Consider the following 20,225-nt stretch of genomic DNA (forward strand, 5'->3'; position numbering starts at 1 on the left):
AAATTTATAAGGCTTTTTTTGAAATTTTCATCGTTTATCGTTCTTTCTTCTCTTCCATTAACTCTTTTTGGAGCTGAAGCACCTATCATCACTACTCTCAATCAAGATATGAATACAATAGAGCAATTGGCAGCACAAACGAATCAGAACAGTGACTATCAGCCATTTATTTTATCGATCTGGCAACAAAAGGAACTGATCGCCTTTGGAGCACACACCCTCAAAGACGCCATCATGCTTATCCCCGGTATCGATATGATGGGCGATACCATGAATAATCGTACCCCCGTCATCCGTGGATCAAACCCGTTAGCATACGGTCAGACCAAACTCGCCCTAGACGGGATCATTGTCAATGACCGAACGTTTGATAGCTATAACGGATATTTAAATTTTCCTATCGAATTAATCGAACGTATCGAAGTTGTTCGGGGGTCAGGAAGCTTTATAGAAGGGGTCAACGGCTATTCTGGGTCTATCAACGTGATCACTTATGCCAAAGATGAGAACAAACAACAAAACGGCACTCTATTTGGAAGTTTTGGAAGCGATAACTACCGACAGAGCGGCTTTGCATATACCCACCGTGAATCGCAATGGAGACTCTCAGGTGACTTTTTCTACCAAAATGATGATGCAATCTCTCCTATCGCAGTGACCGATAAATATAATAACAGAGGATATGTTCCGCTCAATAACCGTCAGGTCGCTTTCGGTCTTTCGTATCTCTATGAGAATTTTTATCTGAAAGGACGCTTCAACCATTTTACGACCGGAAGTGCATTTGGTAACTTGAATGCACTTCCAAATATGGAAGGAAAACAAACCTTACCCTCTTGGTTTATAGAGGGCGGTTATCTTATTAACGTATCCGATCATTTTACCCTCCAAACAAAAGTCGGTACCATGGAAGACGGTTGGCATAATGATTCTCGTTCATTACCTGCCGGAACCTATCTAGGAGTGACCTATCCAGATGGATACTGGGCTTATCTCGATTTTACTACTCGCCTTCGCTATGCCGGAGTATCAGCATCGTTTACCGGAATAAAAAATCATAAAATTTCTACCGGTTATACACAAAAATATGAAGACGTTATCAAGATGTCCTCCATCACGACCAATCGTACTACCGGAGGGCCTGATCTGGTCGATTATACACTCACAGCCCCTTTCATAGATGCAGGTTCTGCATGCCGGCATACCTACGAAGTCTATCTCAACGATACCATAGACATTAACGATGAATTGGCACTCTCCCTCAATCTGGGTGGAACAAAAGCATCCAATATCAGTTTTGAGCCCTATGCCAGAGCCGCTTTAGTCTATCAACCCTATCGTGAACATATTTTTAAATTCATGGTTGGAAACAGCTATAGGCTACCCTCGTTTCAAGAGCTCTACACCCTCAACAACCCAGCCCGTATCGGAAATCCTGCATTAGATCCTGAACATGTTGTCTCGTATGAAACACAATATCTGTATAAACCATCCCTTTCAACTACCTTTGGACTTAATTTATTTTATCTAACAAATACAGATCAGATTACCCCAAATACGGTAGACAAAGTCTATCAAAATATCGGACAGCGCAATATTCAAGGATTAGAGAGCGAATTTCGCGGAAACATTAATGACGATGCTATCGCTTATCTCTCCTACAGTTATATCCGAGGCGAAACGATCAAAGGGAGTGCTACAACAGATTTTCTCCCTTATGCTTCGACACATTTAATCAAAGGCGGAATATCATACGCCCTAACTGCAGAACTCAATGCAGCGATTATAGGGCGCTATAACAGTGAAAAGGAGCGCAGACCAGAAGATAGCCGAAAAAACTCAATGGAATCGTTCGCATCGTATGATCTTATCTTGGGATGGGAGGACAATAGCGGTTTTTATATCCAAGGCTCATTAAAAAATGTCAATAATGCTGTTTATCGCTACATATCTCCCCCTTCAACCTATGCGGATGATTATCCGATCGAGGGAAGAACCTTTTGGATTAGAGCAGGATGGAAGTTTTGATGCGAATTATTGCCATTCTCCTGATCACTGTTTATCTTGCATTTGCCAGCGATCCGTTAGTGATAAACGCACATGTACGGATGTTGCCTAAAATCATGGCTCTAGATACCCGTTTATCATCAAAGACCGATACGTCGAAAAAGATTTTTGCGGTTGTCTATGACGGAAACCAAAAATCTGAAGCACAGTCGATAGCCGATGCTATCAACAAAACTCATAATGGGAAAGTATCGACACTCTTATTTAACGCGATCTCTCTTTCTGCAAATGAACTTGTAGATAGAAGAGATATTGCTTTTGTGTATGTTGTTCAAAAAAGTAATCCAAAATCGCTCAAAAAGATTGCCGCATGGGGAGTTGAAAACTCGATACCGACATTTTCGTATGATGTTGCCGATTTGGAATATGGTATTTTAGGATCCATCGCAATTGAGCGTACCAGCATCATTTATATCAACAAAAAAAATCTCAAAGAGGGAAAATACCATTTTGATGAAGCTTTATACCAAATTGCGAGATTCGTAGAATGAATTATTTTAGAAATGCTAGGCTTTCAACAAAACTTTTTCTGTCGATGTTACTTGTCACATCCGTCATTTTCGTTACGATCACACTGGTCACTTTTTCGATTGTTCGAGATTTAACATTAAATTCTCAAAAAGAAAAAGCTTCATTGCTGATCGATACCGTCAATCCTGCCGTCTCTCTCTCCCTTTTTCTAGGGCTTAACGATCTAGGGGAAAAACTCTCTACTATCACCCATCGAGACGAAGTCGTTGAATTGCAAATTTTGGATATACATGGAAAAATACTGCTAAATTATCGCCAACATTCTCCTTTAAAATCATCCCAGATGATCAATGTTACGGAAAATTTAGTGGAACCTTCTTCCCTCAAACCGATCGGTTCGATCACCCTCACCTATTCGGGTGAAGAGTTCACTCAAACGATGAACCGTTTTTATACCCTATATGCCTGGATCGGTATCAGTATATTTAGTATTCTTTGGCTGATGATATTGTGGATCAACCGTTTACTCTTACCGATCACATTGATTGCACATAAAGTACGTAACTATAAGCCCGGTACAAAAATCACGTTCGATTTACCTTATACACAACGCGAATTTACCCATATCAGCCACTCTTTTGAAGTCATGCAAGAGAGCGTTATCAAATATTCTCAAGAGATTGAATCCATCAATAAAAATCTTGAAATGAAAATTGCGGAACAAACGCACAAAGCGACACGGCATCTTTACTATGATAATCTCACCTCTCTTCCAAATCGTATAAAACTGCAAGAAGATTTGCTAGAAAATCCTACCAATACAGTTGCCATTTTAAATATTGATGATTTTAAAGAGATCAATGACTTTTTCGGTATTGATGCGGGTGATTGGTTATTAACGCAAATCGCCCATTGGCTTAATGAGATGAAATTTAAACCCTACCGTATTGGAGGAGATGAATTTGCATTTCGTCTCAAAGAAGGGCAATCCCATATCGAATTTCAGTACGAAATCGAAAATCTTCTATTATCGCTCAATGAAAGACTATTTATGATCGCCGATGAAACGGTTCATGTCCGTGCTACCGTCGGGATCGCCATCGATAGTTCTAAACCTCTCATTCATGCTGATGTGGCACTCAATAAAGCTCGAAGCATGAAACGCCCTTATGCCATTTATGACCGTTCAGAGGGGATTGAGCAACAATACCAAACCAATATTGCGATGTCAGCTCAAATCCGACAAGCACTCGTTGAACATCGAATCGTATGCCAATATCAACCGATCGTATCTTCAAAAAGTGGTGCAATCGAGAAATTTGAAACACTTGTCCGTATTCAAAATGAAGACGGTTCATTGATACCGCCATATGATTTTCTGCCGATTGCGCAAAAAACGAAACTGTACCACCATATTACACAAGAAGTGGTCTATCAGGCATGTAATCTCTTTGCTTCACGGCAAGAACAGTTTTCCATCAACCTCTCTGGAAGTGATATCTTAGATCATAGAACAGTGATGACAATCGAAAACATTCTCCGCCAAACCGGCACAGCCGATCGGATTATTTTTGAAATTTTAGAATCCGAAGGTATCGAAAATTTCGAAGAAGTAGCAATATTCATCACACGGATGAAAGCCTTAGGAGCCAAGATAGCGATTGATGATTTTGGAACAGGTTATTCCAATTTTGAAAATATCCTCAAACTCAATGTCGATATTCTCAAAATTGACGGTTCATTGATAAAATCGATCGATCTGAATCCGCGTAATCGCATCGTGGTTGAAGCCATTGTCGATTTCGCCCACAAGATAGGGATTGATACCGTTGCAGAGTTTGTAGCCTCCGAAGAGATTTTACAACACGTAAAAGATTTAAATATTACCTATGCACAAGGATTTCATACCGGAAAGCCACAATTTTTAAATCAGTAACTGATGTAAAATTTAATCCTTGGCATGGTATAATTCGCAAAATTTTTACAAGGGCTGATCCATGTTAACCGATCGCGTCAATATACTCTCCGAATCGATTACCATAGCTATCTCTACGTTAGCGCAAGAACTCAAAGCACAAGGGAAAAACATCCTTAGCTTTTCCGCAGGTGAGCCCGATTTTGATACACCCCAAGTGATCAAAGATGCCGCTATCAAAGCGATTAATGAAGGTTTCACAAAATACACTGCTGTGGACGGTATCCCCGAACTAAAAGCAGCTATTGCACTTAAACTAAAACGTGACAATGCTCTAGAATACAAACCAAATCAAATCATTACCAATAACGGTGCGAAACATTCACTTTACAATCTCTTCGCGTGTACTATTCAAGCAGGTGACGAAGTCATTATCCCTGCTCCGTACTGGGTAACCTATCCGGAATTGGTCATGTACTGCGGTGGAAGTGTTGTTGAGATTATGACAGATGATTCAAGCGGATTTAAAATCACTCCGGAACAGCTCAAAGCAGCATTGACTCCGAAAACAAAAATGTTGATTTTAACCTCTCCTTCAAATCCGACGGGTGCGGTATACTCACGCGAAGAGCTTATCGCATTGGGCAAAGTTTTAGAAGGTACCAATGTTCTGGTAGCAAGTGATGAGATGTACGAAAAGCTGATTTATGACGGAGAATTTACTTCTGCCGCAGCGGTAAGCGAGGATATGTACCAACGCACTATTACCATCAACGGTCTTAGTAAATCGGTTGCAATGACAGGATGGCGTTTTGGGTATATGGCGGCAGCAAAAACTGAAATCATCCAGGCAACCAAAAAGCTTCAAAGCCAAAGCACATCAAACATTAACTCTATCACTCAAAAAGCGGCTATCGCCGGGTTGAATGGCGATGCGGATGCGGATATCGAAGCGATGCGTGTACAATTCAAAGCACGCCGTGATGAAGCCGTCAAATTGTTCAATGAGATTGACGGACTCTCAGTCCTCTCTCCTGCAGGTGCTTTTTATCTATTCGTCAATATCAAAGAAGTAAGTAACGATTCTATGGAATTTTGTAAACAACTTCTTGAAGAGCAAGGGATAGCCGTTGTACCAGGTGTAGGGTTTGGTTCAGAGGGGTATTTCCGATTTAGTTTTGCAACCGATATTGAAAGTATTCGTGAAGGTATCAAACGGATTGCTGCTTTCGTAGCAACAAAAAAATAATCCAATTTGGACTCTTTTTCCCTCTATTTACGGAGGGAAAAATCTTCGTTATTTAACCGCTTTTAGCGCCTCAATAACTGCATCGATATTACCCATCGGAATATGTACTTTCCACTCAGGATTTTTAGCATCGCCGGATAGCGATATACCAATACTGGCAACACTGTCACTTCCCGCCCCATATGGCTCATCCACTTTACTGATAGAAATAACACCTTTTTTTGTCCCTTCCAAAGGAACCTCTTTAATAATAGTAACGCCTGAACTCATAAAAACTCCTAATAGCTGTAGTTAAAAGAGTTTAGCCGATTTTCACTAAAGCAAGCTTAAAAAAGAGAGAATTAATTTGAACCTTGATTCGCAGCGTTACCATAAATAAAAGCATACATTTTTCGGTAATATCGTTCGTTGCGTGTACGATCTGTAGCGCTAAAGTGGTGATATCGTCCTAATGTCTCCCATGAATAACCAAAACTTTTAACCAATTTCGTCAAAATGGCATTTGCCTGTTCACGTGCCGTAGAATCTTCAAAATATTCATTGAGCATCGGGTTTGGATGATATTTATAATTAATTTGATAAGGGCCAAGATCAAGATTGACGATTCCGCCATCGATTAGGGCTTGTGCTTGTGCCGTACATTGTTCTGTCCCGCCACATTTGATAATATGTCCATTTACCGCAAAACCGGCTGCAGCTGCACGCTGTGCTTCATCGTCAGCATTGATACGAATCACATGCGGGTTGCATCGTCCCCCTTCTTGGAGACATTCACAGTGCTTTATAGCATCAAGAACAATGTCAGGCATCCGAATATCGAAAGAAGAATCACCATCAGCATATAAAAATGCTGTTGCCATGATTAAGCTTACCGCTATTTTTCGCATTCATTTGCCCCTTTTGCTTAAGATTCTAGTATTTTAGCTAATTTTGCCTGCATTTTCAGCCACAATTTATGTTCCATCAACGGAAAGCCGCTGTAGACCCCTTTTTGTATGATACTTTTTGTAACACCAGAGCGTGCTGCCAACGTCGTAAAAGGGGCAATACTCAAATGTCCTGCAGCAGCACTTTGTCCACCCATCACGACATTGCGTCCCAAGGTTGTAGAACCCGCAAGTCCGGATTGGGAGACCATGATTGAGAATTCGCCGACAACACAGTTATGACCTATTTGGACCAGATTGTCGATTTTTGAACCGCGTTTTATCAACGTCGAACCGAACACAGCACAATCGATTGTCGTATTTGCCCCAATCTCAACATCATCTTCCAATACAACATTACCATTTTGATAAAGCTTTACATGCTCACCCGTTTTTGTATGTGCGTATCCGAACCCATCGCTTCCGATCACACTGCCCGCATGAACCATCACCCGATTACCGATGACACAATCACGGTAAATCGTAACATTGGGGTACAAGACAACGTCATCTCCGATTACAGCTTCGGCACCGACATAAACACCGCTCATGATTGTGCAATTTTTGCCGATTTTGACCCCGTTTTCAATGTGAGCGGTTGGATATACTTTGCTCCCCTCACCAATGATTGGTTCGACAGTGCTGCTTTGAATCGGCTTGGAGAATTGTTTAGAAAGAAGAGCTACAGACATATACGGTTCATCCGATATGAGTGCGATGACACCGGATGGCAATAAATGTGCTTTAGCTGCGGGAAGGATCACGGCAGAAGCTTTTGTATCAGAAAGTTCTTTTTCATATTTGGAATCCGATAAAAAAGAAATTTCTCCCTCAACTGCGTCACGAAGGGTATTCATTCCATGAATTTTTGTTGTATCGCTGATCTCTCCACACCCTAAGAATAGTGCAATTTCGCTAAGTATCATATCTTTTATCTCTCTAATGCAACAGAGCCGCTGCGAACAATCTCTTTTGGATGAAACCGTTTGATCGCTTCGAGAAAATGGTTGACTCTCGTCGGCTCATCCGCAACCATAGCTATCATCGTATCACTTCCAACATTCACTATACGGCCATTGTACGCGTGTGTTAATGCTTCGATATCCCCCAGTGACTCACTCATCGGGATTTTGACCAACGCAATTTCTGTTTCAACCAAATCGGCATGTTCATAAACTTTGAGTACGGGAATCAATTTATGCAATTGTTTCGTAATCTGTTCAACAACACGAACCGACCCTGCGGTTACAATCGTGATTCGAGAATATTTTGAATCCGGAATCGGAGCAACAGTCAACGATTCAATATTGTATCCTCGTCCTGAAAATAATCCTACAATTCGTGAGAGTACACTCGCTTCGTTCATGACAATAACGGAAATAACGCGACGTTCTGTTTGTTCCATCATTATTTCTCCTTGTACTCTAACATCATATTAAAGAGCGATCCGCCTGCCGGTACCATCGGAAGAACGTTTTCGAATCGGTTTACGACAACATCGATGATTGCAACGACATTTTTATCGATCGCATCTTTAAGCGCGGCATCGAACTCCTCTTTGGTATTGACACGATACCCTACTCCGCCGAATGCTTCGGCGAGTTTAACAAAATCCGGTTGTGTCGAGAGATCGGTTTGTGAGTGTCGTTTATCGTAAAAGAGTGTCTGCCACTGACGTACCATCCCCAAGAAATTATTATTCAAAATGACATTGATAACAGGAAGTTTATACTCAACAGCCGTCATCAGCTCTTGAATATTCATCAAAATCGATCCATCACCCGTAATATTGATACTGACTCTCTCTGGATCTGCACGCTTCACGCCAAGTGCCGCAGGGAAACCGAATCCCATGGTTCCAAGTCCACCCGAGCTTACCCATTGACGAGGGCGGGTGAATGGATAAAACTGTGCCGACCACATTTGATGTTGTCCGACATCCGTAGAGATATTGGCATTATCACCCAAAAGTTGCCCGATACGTTCAATAACCCATTGAGGTTTTAAACGATCACCCTCTTCTTTATACGATAATGGATGCAATTTATTAAAATTAGCAATCGTATTGTGCCATGTCTCATAACGCTCAGGTTTGATTTGTTCTTTCGCCAAAGGGATCATCTGTTCTAAAACATTTTTGACATCACCGACAATCGGAAAATGAGCATGAACCAATTTAGAAACGCTTGCCGGATCGATATCGACATGAATAATCTGTGCATTTTTTGCAAATTCAGAAAGCTTTCCGGTAACGCGATCATCAAAACGTGCACCTAATCCGATCACCAAATCGGTTTCAGACATTGCCATATTCGCCGCATACGATCCATGCATTCCGAGCATTGAAATCAGCAATGGGTCATCGTAACGAAGCGTACCGCGAGCCATGAAGGTCTCAACCGCAGGGATTTGAGTCATTGTTGAAAATTCACGAACGAGTTCCGCTGCACCGGAACTAATAACACCCCCGCCCAAATAAAGGAGCGGACGTTTTGAGTGAGCAATCGCATCAATCGCTTTTTTAATCTGGCGTGCGTTCCCTTTTGTCGTCGGTTTATAGGTCTCTAATTCAACTTCTTTTGAGTAATCGAATGTCGCAATTTGTGCCGTTACATCTTTTGGGATATCGACATGCACGGGTCCCGGACGTCCAGTTCGAGCGATATAAAACGCCTCTTTCAAAATACGCGGCAAATCTGCTGCATCGGTCACCAGATAATTGTGTTTTGTACACGAACGGCTGATTCCGACGGCATCAATCTCTTGGAATGCATCGGTTCCGATCAATGACATCGGAACCTGACCACTGATAACGACCAACGGAATAGAATCCATATAAGCATCGGCCAAACCGGTGACTCCATTGGTGAATCCAGGGCCCGAAGTGATCATCGCAACCCCAACTTTTCCAGTTGCTTTTGCGTATCCTTCTGCGGCATGGACTGCCGCTTGTTCATGACGTGTCAATACATGCTGGAACGAATGTTGTTTATAAATCTCATCATAGACGTTCATGATCGCCCCGCCGGGGTAACCGAATACGACTTCGACTTCCTCGGCGATGAGTGCTTCGATAACCATCTGTGCACCGCTGATTTGCATGTCGTCTCCTTATTCAAAAAAATATTTTTTACTGTTCTTCGTGAGTATGGAACTGTAAAATGTCAAAAAATTGACGGATTATAGGAAAAAGAAGCTATAAATTACGTTAAATCGAGGGAATAATCTTTATATCTCTTGAAGTTTGATCGGTTCATTCTCCAAAAGGACAATCTCTTGTTCGGCAATCACTGTTTCATCGACTAAATCCGGAAATATTTTGCGTAATGAATCACGCAATTTGATAAGATTAACCGGTTTAAGCAAATACCCGCTTGCACCTGAACGGACAGCGTTTAGAACCATCTCTTCTTGACCATGCGATGTCACCATAATGATTTTTACATCTTTGTCTAGCTTTTTAAGCTCTTTTACGGCTGTAATACCATCCATCTCCGGCATCGTAATATCCATCGTTACCAAATCAGGTTTCAAACGCGTATAAAATACGATCGCTTCATTCCCATCTTTAGCCTCACCTATCACTTTATGCCCTAAGGCTTCAACCATTTTTGTAATATTTCGTCTCATTATCAGAGAATCATCAACTACTAATACTTTAAGCACAATTTTCTCCTTTAAACGGTCCTATAATAGTAAATTCTATGTTTCCATACGGGGTAAAAAGTGATGTAGTTATCATTCCGGTACCCTCCGTATTCAGAATCGATTTTGCATCCTCAATGGTTGAGGGTGGAGTTAATGTAACACCGTATCCTCGATTGGGAAAATCTGTAATCGAATGCCCGATAATTGTATTGGCTATCTCTCCGGCCGCACTTTCACGCAAAGCTAAAAATTCCTCTTTATCTATCTCGCCAAAGATAAATTTTTGCGTCAATTTATCGAGCAACAACTCATCGTACGTTGTATAGAAAAGACAATTAAGTGTTCCGCCGATACCGATAACCGTCGTATATTTTTTCAATTCAATTTTATTCACTGAATGAAATTGACCTTCACACATTGTTTTAATTTCCATTTCGTCATTTAAGAACAATTCAGCCCGATATGTTATGACAGATAAAAGTTGTTCTAAACATTCATCCTTTTTCACTACTGCCCTTATTTAATACCAATTTTTTGAGGAAAACACCAAGCAAGATTTGCAGTGATTTACAAATCTTGGTCATGTTTTCACCTAAAAAAATTACTATTGTTATATTTTAGTAAATTTTGTCTTGGATGAAGCTTGAAGTCTATGCCATAAACTTCTGGCAATTACACTTTGCACCCGCATCCACCAACCATTCCAATAACATAATTATCATTGACTTCGACCAGTTGAAATTCATGCTTACCGCAAAAGTGACCCTGCATATACGCTATTTGTGTTTCTGCAGCTTCAAGCGCCCCTTCTTTTGAATCAAACGTCGTTATTTGAGACATCTCCTCTTTTTTAGCGCAGCTGCATAACTTTTCAATGACAACGTGATGTTCCATGATAAAATCCTTCTTTATTTGAGATAGCAAATTTATTGCATATGCTATTCTCAATTGATTGAAATTTTAAAATTTTGCATTCGGAATGGGATAATTTTCAATCACAAAATCAATGTCTTTGTCACCGCGACCGCTTAGATTGACTAAGATAGTTTTATCTTTGCCTAGTGTTTTCGCCAATTTCATCGCATACGCTACGGCATGGGCAGATTCAAGAGCCGGAATAATCCCCTCTAATTGAGAAAGTTTATAAAACGCATCCACTGCTTCTTCATCATTGCATAATCCTACTTTGGTTCGACCGCTCTGTTTTAAATAGGCATGTTCCGGCCCGACAGAAGGATAATCGATCCCTGAACCAATAGAATAAACCGGGGCGGGTTCGCCATTGGCATCTTTTAGCATGATCGAATTAAAACCATGCATAATCCCCTCTTCTCCATACGTCAAGGTAGCTGCATGATTACCGAGTTCTTCTCCTCTTCCCAAAGGTTCTACCCCATAAAGATCAACGTCTTTGTCATCGATAAATGCAGAAAAAATCCCCATCGCGTTCGATCCGCCTCCGACGCAGGCAACCACGTTATCAGGAAGCTTTCCTTCCATCTCTTCAAATTGCTCTTTTGCTTCAAATCCTATCACCGACTGAAAATCTCTCACCATCATCGGAAACGGATGAGGACCGACAACCGAACCGATACAATAAATCGAATTGATCGGATCTTTGACGTACTCTTCAAATGCTGAGTCGACCGCTTCTTTCAGCGTCTTTAATCCATGGGTGGCAGGGACGACACGGGCTCCCAATATTTTCATACGGACAACATTCGGATGCTCTTTGGCAATATCAACTTCTCCCATATGAATTTCACATTCCAAGCCGAAATATGCAGCCGCAGTGGCAAGTGCAACACCATGTTGCCCTGCTCCTGTCTCTGCAATCACCTTCTTTTTACCCAAATGTTTCGCAAGAATAACCTCCGCCATACAATGGTTCAGTTTATGGGCACCGGTATGGTTAAGATCTTCGCGTTTCAAATAGATTTTTGCGCCGCCACAATGTTCTGTTAAGTTTTTTGCGAATGAAACAGGTGTCGGTCGCCCTTGGTAATGTTTACGAACGTATTTCAACTCATTGATAAACTCCGGCGAGTTTTTTAATTCGTTATACGCTTTTGCAATTTCTGCAAACGGCTCTTCTAATACTGGAGGGATATAGGAACCTCCAAATTTTCCGAAATATCCGTTTTCATCCGGATGAGTTTCTAAATAAGTATTTCCCATATAATGTCCCTTTTTCAATATTTTTTTAAAATGAGACCTTATTATATTTAAAAAAGCGATAAAAAAGCTTTTGATGGTTAAGAAGAAAATGGTGCTATAATTTTTCGATTAATTACACGGATAAGGTAGATATATGGAAAAGAAAGAATCTCAAAGTACTAAGAGTGCTTTGCAAATATCTGCCTTATATCTCGTGTTTGGGATGTTTTGGATCTATTTTTCCGACATGGGAATCTGTTTATTCACAAATGATTCGCATCAAATTTTATTGTGGCAAACCTATAAAGGCTTTTTCTTTATCGGAGTGACCGCTTTACTGCTTTATCTTCTTAGTTATCGGATTTTACATGATAGATATGTCGAATATACACAACGCCTTGAGCAACATAAAAACTCAGAGTTACGTATCGAAAAACAAGAAGCTCTACTAAAAGGATTAGTAGACAGTCTTCCGGATTCAATCTATGCAAAAGATCTAGAGGGACGGTATCTGGTATTTAATCATGCAGCAGGTATTACTGTCGGTATTGATGAAAAAAAGGCTATCGGAAAAACTGATTATGATCTTTTTCCGCCGGAAACAGCTGCTCTATTCGTTGAAAAAAATCAACCCGTACTTCAGAACGGTCAAATTTATCAGCATGAATCCATTATCACTACTGCTGATGGATACCGAAAAAGTATCTTGGCTACAAAAGGGCCCCTTTTCAATGATGAAGGAAAAATGTTTGCTATTTTCGGGATTTCGCGAGATACGACAAACGATAAAATGATTCAAACCCGCCTAGAACAACAAAATTCTCTGCTAAACTCCCTCATTAACGGTTCTCCCGATGCTATCGTGATCAAAGGACTTGATCGACGCTATATTGTCTTCAACAAAGGTGCGTATACCCTTTCAGGGATTGATACCAACGATGCAATCGGAAAAACGGCGGATGAGATTTTCCCCAAAGAAACTGCTGAAATTATCAAACGAATTGATGATGAGTTACTTGCAAACAACTATTTTGTCGAGCATGAAGAGACCATGCTGATGCCGAATGGAAAAACGCATGTCTATTGGGTCACAAAAGGGCTCCTCAAAACGCAAGATGGAGAGATTTTTGGTATTTTCGGAATTTATCGTGATATCACTGCTATGAAACATAATGAGCAGATGATAATCGATGAAAAAGAGCGATATGACTACATGGCACACCACGACCCACTTACAGGGCTTCCAAACCGCTTAAGTTTAATCGAGACACTCCAATTGAAAAGTATCGATACCCTTGATTCTCACTTTGCCTTGATGTTTTTTGATCTAGACGGGTTTAAAGAAATTAACGACTCGTTTGGTCATCGTTTTGGAGATCAGGTATTAATCCAATTTTCAAAGCTCCTAGAAGAAATTTTTCCAAAAGAAACATTGATTATACGGACAGGAGGCGATGAATTTGTCGTTCTATTAGAATCAAAATTTGATCATCACTCCATTCAAATGTATATGGGTAATTTACTGCAAATGTTAAATACCCCTTTTATCATCGACCAGATTGAAGTTTATGTTACGGTCAGTATCGGCATTTCACTCTATCCTGACGATACAATGAATTACGAAGAGCTTCTGCAAAAAGCAGATGCAGCGATGTATAAAGCAAAAAGTCTTGGACGCAATACCTACAGCTTTTACAACGATGGGTTGACGCAAGAAGTTTTGGAGCGAACCACTCTTGCTTCGAATCTCAAAAAAGCCTTATCAAATCGTGATCTTACTTTACACTATCAACCACAAGTCAATCCTTCTTCTGGTAGGATTATCGGTGCAGAAGCACTCGTACGCTGGAAAACAGAGGAAGGGATGGTTCCACCGTCTCTATTTATCCCGATTGCCGAAGAGCGAAGTTTAATTATTGAACTAGGTGATTTCGTCCTCGAAGAAGGATTCAAAGCCGCTGTGCAATGGACTAAAAACGGACTATTCAACGGTAGAGTAGCAATCAATGTATCAGCTAAACAATTGATACACCAAAACTTTTTAACACAAGTTGAAATTCTTTTGCATAAAACGGGATGCAACCCTTCATGGATAGAACTTGAAATCACCGAAAGTTCTATTCTTGAATATCCGGAAAAAATGATCACATTGCTCAGTGTTCTCAAAAGCAAAGGATTCAGAATCTCAATTGATGATTTTGGTACGGGATATTCATCACTCTCGTATCTAAAACATCTTCCGATCGATAAGCTAAAAATTGATATATCATTTATACGCAATATTACAATGGAACCTAAAAATCAAACCATTGTTAAAACTATCATTGCATTGGCAAAAGGGTTAGGTATGACCACCATTGCGGAAGGGGTTGAAACGATTGATGAGATGGAATTTTTACGTTTAAGCGATGTTGACTCTATTCAAGGGTATTATTACTATAAACCGATGGATCAAAATGCTATTGAATCACTATTTATGCAACAAAACACAGGTATGAACACATGAAAGATTTATATAAAGAACATATTGATATTACCAATGAAGTCAAAGAGAGCATTCAAAAATTAAAAGTGGTATTTCCCGCTGAATATAACCGAATCTATTCTGAAAAAGCCCGTTTGCATCAAATTGAGTTAGAACCCGATCAAGTCATTAGTTCCGAGATGTTAGATGAAAAAATGGTTCGTCATCTCATTACACTGTCACAATGCACTGATGATGCAATTCACGCCATTGAAACCGAAGATAAACACTTATTGGCAATGGTTCTTGCCGAAACAAAAGCCCTCCAAGAAGAGATTCATGAACTTCAAAAAATTGTATATGAAGACGGTTTAACCAAAAGCTTTAATCGAAAATGGTTTGAAGACACCGTATGCAGATCCGATCGAATTTCGATCCGTGACAGTGGTACACTCGTCATGGTTGATCTCAATAAATTCAAACAGATCAATGATCAATTCGGTCATGTCGTTGGTGATAAAGTACTTATACATATTGCGTTCAAACTCAAAGAGACCGGGGGACGCGTAGTACGGTACGGTGGAGATGAATTTATCATTATTTTTGATTCTAAAATATCTGAAGATGAAATCCGAGTCAAAATGGAAGCTATTTTATCCTATTGCAATCACGTCCATTTTAAAGTAGACCAAAATGAATTTAAAATCAATTTTGCGTATGGAATTGCTTCTTTTACTCATGGATCCAATATTGATCAAGTCATTGAAAATGCCGATAAAGCGATGTATTGCAAAAAAGCATGTACGCTATAACATAAGGACAAAAAAATCTCCCAAAAGGGAGAAGAAGGACGAATCAATGAAATTAACTTTCCCTGTGCAGGGAAAGAAGACCTTAACGAACAAGGTCGAAGAAGTAGTCGGTTGTAGCAATATTTTTGGTATCTTCATCCAATTGGTCAAGAACTTTGTTCGTGATCCAAGTGAGAAGATTTAACGCACCGTCATATCCGCTGATAGAGTAGCGGTGGAGATGATGACGGTCGAAAATCGGGAATCCGATATAAATCAACGGAGTTCCTGTATCGCGCATCAACTCTTTTCCGTAGCTGTTACCGATCATGAAATCAACCGGTTCAGTGAAGAGAAGTGAACGCATTGCCCACAAATCTTTACCTGCCCATACATGGAGGCTGTCTTTTGCCGGAGATGTATCAAGCAATGCTCTCATTTCAGCTTCCCAGCCGTTCGGTGCATTATGGCAAAGAACGTGAGTCGGCTCAGCACCCATCTCTAGCAAGAATGAAACAACACCGAGAAGGAAGTCAGGATCACCCCAGATAGCGAATTTTTTACCGTGCATGTACGGATAGCTGTCTTGCATTGCATCAACAAGGCGGCCACGCTCAGTTTTAAGTTTTTGCGGAACTTCAGTTCCAGTCAATTCAGCCAATTTCATGACAAACTCATCGGTACCTTTAAGACCGATCGGGTTAGAGCATCCACCTGAATGTTTCCAACGTTTTTCTACCATTTTCATGGTTTTAGACGTTGCGTATTTTTGCAATGAGATCGTTGCACTTGAATTGATACAATCTTTTGCGTCTTCTAGTTTTGTTCCGCCTTGGAACATTTCGTAGTTACCGGCAGGCATATCCCATTGATCAGAGTGGTCACCCAACATGATATAGTCTGTACCAAACGCTTCTACGATGCTTTTTACGGATCGGAGGCTTCCAATATACGTTTCAAAACCTGGGATGATGTTGATACGTTGTTTTGTCTCACCTTTTTGACCTTCAGTGAGTTGGCTCATGATACCGTGCATCATGTTGTCATAACCTGTAATATGGCTTCCTACGAATGAAGGAGTGTGCGCATACGGAACCGGATAATCTGTTGGAAGATACTCTCCTCCGTCTTCTTCTTTCGCTGCAAGGATAAATGCACCGAGGTCATCCCCGATAACTTCTGCCATACACGTCGTTGAAACAGCGATCATTTTAGGTTTATAGACTGCCGCACAGTTTTTAAGACCCTCTTTCATGTTCACCAATCCACCGAATACCGCAGCATCTTCAGTCATAGAGTCAGATACACATGGTGTCGGCTCTTTGAAGTGTTTGGTAAAGTAAGATCGGAAATACGCTACACATCCGTGGCTTCCGTGAACGTACGGCATAGTCCCTTCGAATCCGAGAGCAACCATGACAGCCCCGAGAGGTTGACATGCTTTTGCCGGATTGACGGTAATCGCTTCACGAGCAAGGTTTTTCTCACGGTAATCCCATGATTTAGTCCACTCAGCGATTTCATCTACTTTCGCAGGGTTGATTGCGAGCATAGAAGATTCAAATTGTTTTTTGTTTGCGAGTACTTCTTTGTACTCCGGGCGTTTAAACAGGTCTTTCCCGTTTACGATTTTTTCTACTTCTTGCATCGTCTCAACCTTCCTTTTCCCATGGTGCTTTACTGTGAGCCCATACAGGTGAATTAATAGCTAAATCCATATCTTGTGCGAAAATCGCGAATCCGTCGTATCCGTGGTATGGACCGCTGTAATCCCATGAGTGCATTTGGCGGTATGGGAGACCCATTTTTTGGAATACATACTTCTCTTTAATCCCTGAAGCTACAAGGTCAGGTTGAAGTTTTTTAACGAATGCTTCAAGCTCATACTCATTGACGTCATCGTAGATAACGGTTGAGCGGAAAATCTCTTCTTTTGTACGTTTGTAGTCATCATCATGAGCGAACTCATAACCGGTTCCGATTACTTCCATACCCAAATCTTCATAAGCACCGATAACGTGACGTGGGCGGAGACCACCGACGAACAACATTACTTGTTTCCCTTCAAGACGCGGTTTATATTTCGCGATAACCGCATCGATCATCGGTTGATATTTAGCGATAACTTCTTCACATTTCGCTTGGATGCTCTCATCAAAGAACGACGCGATTTTGCGAAGTGATTTAATAGTTTGGCTCGGTCCGAAGAAGTTATACTCTACCCAAGGAATCCCGAATTCTTTTTCCATGTGACGGCTGATATAGTTCATTGAACGATAACAGTGAAGCAGGTTCAATTTTACTTTTGGTGTCAATGCCATCTCTTTGAGAGTTGCATCTCCAGACCATTGAGCCACAACACGAAGACCCATTTCTTCAAGAAGAATACGGCTTGACCATGTATCACCACCGATGTTATAGTCTCCGATGATCGCTACGTCGTACTCAGTCGGTGTAACGTCGCTTGCATCGATGTGACTAAGATCGCCTTCGAAAACATAGTCACGGATCGTATCGTTCGCAATGTGGTGACCGAGTGATTGAGAAACCCCACGGAACCCTTCACAGTTTACCGGAACGATCGTTTTACCGATTTCTACCGCTTTTACTTTTGCAACAGCAGCGATATCGTCACCGATCAAACCGATCGGACACTCTGATTGGACAGAGATACCGTTGTTGAGTGGGAAAAGTGTTTCGATTTCATCGATACATTGACCCAATTTTTTATCTCCGCCGAAAACGATGTTGTTTTCTTGGAAATCCGAACAGAAGTTCATCGTAACGAATGTATCAACACCGGTTACACCGATGTAATAGTTACGACGACCCGCACGGCTGTATTGACCGCATCCGATAGGACCATGAGAAATATGGATCATGTCTTTGACCGGACCCCATACAACCCCTTTTGACCCTGCATAAGCACAACCACGTTGGCTCATGACACCCGGAACAGTTTTTTTGTTAGAGCGGACATCACCGCAGGTTTTTTGGTTTTCGTCATTCGGAGTACCGACACCAATGTGTTTTTCACGGTTTTTTGCCGCTTTCTCCGGATACGCTTTTAAGATCTCTTCAATGGCCGCTTTTTGTTTGGCTTCTAAAGTTTCTGGACCCATAATACACCTCTTCCTTACGCAACTTCGATGCGGAATTGTTCCATCGTATCGAGATTTTTGCACAATGCCATTGTTTCATCATCACCTGCATCAAGACGTTTTGAAAGCTCTGACATTTGGTAACGGTTCATGTAGATCATGTATTTTTGAGCACGATCCGGGTTCTCTTCTTTGAAATAGTGAACCATAGCTTTGAACAAGAACGTATTTTTGTTCGTGTAACTCAACCACATTTTATCTTTGTCTTTGGTACCCATCAACAATTTGATTTCGTTAACATCGCTAAGATCAACATCTGCCAATTTTTCAACTACTTTTTCATCCGGAACTTTATTCCCCATATCAGCTGGGAAGTGAAAACCTAAAATAAACATCTTGTCTCCTTTTTCTGTTGTTTTCTTTTCATTATTTAAAGATGTTACAGGTCATAGAACACTATGACGACCATTGAAGATCCCTCAAAAGAGGAATCTCCGGGGTTACACTATTACGCTTCGTGAGCTGCTTTACCAACTTGTGATTCATCAACTTCGTCTTCAAGACCAAATTCTAGGAGCAAGTCTTCGAGTTCGTCCATACTGACCGGAGTCGGGATGATTTTCATATCGTTATAAACAATTTTACGAGCAAGCTCTTTGTATTCACGAGCTTGGTCAGAGTATGGGCTGTATTCAACAACCGTCATACGACGCAATTCAGCATGTTGAACGATGTTGTTACGCGGTACGAAGTGGATCAACTGAGTTCCGATACGAGTTGCAAGTTCAAGTGCAAGATCGTATTCGCGGTCTGTCATACGTGCGTTACAGATAAGACCTGCAAGACGTACTCCACCAGTGTTTGCGTATTTCAAAATCCCTTTAGAGATGTTATTCGCTGCATACATCGCCATCATCTCACCTGACATAACGATGTAGATCTCTTGTGCTTTACCTTCACGAATCGGCATAGCGAATCCACCGCAAACAACGTCACCAAGAACGTCATAAGAGACGAAATCCAAACCGTCTTCATCGTATGCGCCCTCTTCTTCGAGAAAGTTAATCGCGGTAATAACCCCACGACCTGCACAGCCTACTCCCGGTTCTGGTCCGCCAGACTCGGTGCAGTTGATCCAGCCGCCCGGAGTTTCACGGTCAAACAAACCTTTACCCCAAAGACGTGCTTGCTCCATCTCAACATCTTCAATAGTTCCCATTTCTGCTGCCAGAGAAAGAATAGTATCTTGTGCTTTCTCATGAAGAATCAAACGAGTTGAATCCGCTTTTGGATCACAACCAACGATCATGATATTTTTACCGAAGTAATGTGACATTGCTGCCAATGTATTTTGAGACGTGGTAGATTTACCGATCCCACCTTTTCCGTAGAACGCGATTTGACGCAAGCTAGCTGATCCAGCCATGTTAACCCCT

19 protein-coding genes are annotated in these 20,225 nt (G+C 41.1%); 6 read left to right on the forward strand and 13 right to left on the reverse strand.

Going from position 1 to position 20,225, the window contains the following annotated elements; all coding sequences use genetic code 11:
- From CJD30_RS07165 to CJD30_RS07180, 4 genes are all read left to right on the forward strand, one after another.
- Positions 1-2,028 (forward strand): TonB-dependent receptor (locus tag CJD30_RS07165; protein ID WP_294917855.1); only part of this gene is annotated, 2,028 nt, incomplete at its 5' end.
- On the forward strand, positions 2,028-2,558 hold the full coding sequence (locus CJD30_RS07170) for a hypothetical protein (RefSeq protein WP_294917857.1): 531 nt from the start codon (positions 2,028-2,030) through the stop codon (positions 2,556-2,558). The genes CJD30_RS07165 and CJD30_RS07170, both read left to right, overlap by 1 nt.
- A 44-nt stretch (positions 2,559-2,602) precedes the next feature.
- Entirely contained in the window at positions 2,603-4,474 is a 1,872-nt protein-coding gene (locus tag CJD30_RS07175; protein ID WP_294917859.1) for a GGDEF domain-containing phosphodiesterase, read from the forward strand.
- 61 nt (positions 4,475-4,535) lie between these two features.
- Entirely contained in the window at positions 4,536-5,702 is a 1,167-nt protein-coding gene (locus CJD30_RS07180) for a pyridoxal phosphate-dependent aminotransferase (protein ID WP_294917861.1), read from the forward strand.
- Between the two features lie 48 nt (positions 5,703-5,750).
- Here CJD30_RS07180 and CJD30_RS07185 read toward each other — a convergent pair whose 3' ends face one another.
- The 9 genes from CJD30_RS07185 to trpB all read right to left on the reverse strand — a co-directional run bounded on the left by CJD30_RS07185 (position 5,751) and on the right by trpB (position 12,454).
- Positions 5,751-5,972 (reverse strand): hypothetical protein, encoded by a 222-nt coding sequence (locus CJD30_RS07185; RefSeq protein WP_294917863.1) that lies wholly within the window; start codon positions 5,970-5,972, stop codon positions 5,751-5,753.
- A gap of 71 nt (positions 5,973-6,043) precedes the next feature.
- Positions 6,044-6,589, reverse strand: coding sequence for a hypothetical protein (locus CJD30_RS07190; protein ID WP_294917865.1), 546 nt, complete (start codon positions 6,587-6,589; stop codon positions 6,044-6,046).
- A 17-nt stretch (positions 6,590-6,606) separates the two neighbouring features.
- Positions 6,607-7,554, reverse strand: a complete 948-nt coding sequence (gene lpxD, locus CJD30_RS07195) for a UDP-3-O-(3-hydroxymyristoyl)glucosamine N-acyltransferase (RefSeq protein ID WP_294917866.1) — start codon at positions 7,552-7,554, stop codon at positions 6,607-6,609.
- A 5-nt stretch (positions 7,555-7,559) separates the two neighbouring features.
- Positions 7,560-8,036, reverse strand: coding sequence for an acetolactate synthase small subunit (gene ilvN, locus CJD30_RS07200; protein ID WP_294917868.1), 477 nt, complete (start codon positions 8,034-8,036; stop codon positions 7,560-7,562).
- A complete protein-coding gene (locus CJD30_RS07205) occupies positions 8,036-9,730 on the reverse strand; it encodes an acetolactate synthase large subunit (protein ID WP_294917870.1) in 1,695 nt (564 codons plus the stop codon). The genes ilvN and CJD30_RS07205 overlap by 1 nt, the downstream gene beginning before the upstream one ends.
- A gap of 126 nt (positions 9,731-9,856) precedes the next feature.
- Positions 9,857-10,294: a response regulator gene (locus tag CJD30_RS07210; RefSeq protein WP_294917872.1), complete on the reverse strand. Its 438-nt coding sequence runs from the start codon at positions 10,292-10,294 to the stop codon at positions 9,857-9,859.
- Positions 10,287-10,709, reverse strand: coding sequence for a chemotaxis protein CheX (locus CJD30_RS07215; RefSeq protein WP_294917874.1), 423 nt, complete (start codon positions 10,707-10,709; stop codon positions 10,287-10,289). The genes CJD30_RS07210 and CJD30_RS07215 overlap by 8 nt, the downstream gene beginning before the upstream one ends.
- A 239-nt stretch (positions 10,710-10,948) precedes the next feature.
- Entirely contained in the window at positions 10,949-11,170 is a 222-nt protein-coding gene (locus tag CJD30_RS07220) for a hypothetical protein (protein ID WP_294917876.1), read from the reverse strand.
- A gap of 66 nt (positions 11,171-11,236) precedes the next feature.
- Complete coding sequence (trpB, locus tag CJD30_RS07225; RefSeq protein ID WP_294917877.1) at positions 11,237-12,454, reverse strand: tryptophan synthase subunit beta; 1,218 nt, start codon at positions 12,452-12,454, stop codon at positions 11,237-11,239.
- Positions 12,455-12,587: 133 nt separating this feature from the next.
- On the opposite strand from trpB, the gene CJD30_RS07230 reads away from it, so the two are divergent.
- Together CJD30_RS07230 and CJD30_RS07235 are read left to right on the forward strand one after the other, a co-directional pair.
- A complete protein-coding gene (locus tag CJD30_RS07230) occupies positions 12,588-14,939 on the forward strand; it encodes an EAL domain-containing protein (protein ID WP_294917879.1) in 2,352 nt (783 codons plus the stop codon).
- On the forward strand, positions 14,936-15,709 hold the full coding sequence (locus tag CJD30_RS07235) for a GGDEF domain-containing protein (RefSeq protein WP_294917881.1): 774 nt from the start codon (positions 14,936-14,938) through the stop codon (positions 15,707-15,709). Before CJD30_RS07230 ends, CJD30_RS07235 begins: the two co-directional genes overlap by 4 nt.
- 82 nt (positions 15,710-15,791) lie before the next feature.
- Here CJD30_RS07235 and nifK read toward each other — a convergent pair whose 3' ends face one another.
- From nifK to nifH, 4 genes are all read right to left on the reverse strand, one after another.
- On the reverse strand, positions 15,792-17,336 hold the full coding sequence (nifK, locus tag CJD30_RS07240) for a nitrogenase molybdenum-iron protein subunit beta (protein ID WP_294917883.1): 1,545 nt from the start codon (positions 17,334-17,336) through the stop codon (positions 15,792-15,794).
- A gap of 4 nt (positions 17,337-17,340) precedes the next feature.
- On the reverse strand, positions 17,341-18,810 hold the full coding sequence (gene nifD, locus CJD30_RS07245) for a nitrogenase molybdenum-iron protein alpha chain (RefSeq protein WP_294917885.1): 1,470 nt from the start codon (positions 18,808-18,810) through the stop codon (positions 17,341-17,343).
- A gap of 14 nt (positions 18,811-18,824) precedes the next feature.
- The gene (locus CJD30_RS07250) at positions 18,825-19,184 is read right to left on the reverse strand and encodes a hypothetical protein (protein ID WP_294917887.1); all 360 of its coding nucleotides are present in this window, start codon (positions 19,182-19,184) and stop codon (positions 18,825-18,827) included.
- Positions 19,185-19,297: 113 nt separating this feature from the next.
- A complete protein-coding gene (gene nifH / locus CJD30_RS07255; protein ID WP_294917889.1) occupies positions 19,298-20,215 on the reverse strand; it encodes a nitrogenase iron protein in 918 nt (305 codons plus the stop codon).
- Positions 20,216-20,225: the final 10 nt, after the last annotated feature.

The organism is Sulfuricurvum sp. PD_MW2 (assembly GCF_002633015.1).
Taxonomy (GTDB): Bacteria; Campylobacterota; Campylobacteria; order Campylobacterales; family Sulfurimonadaceae; genus Sulfuricurvum.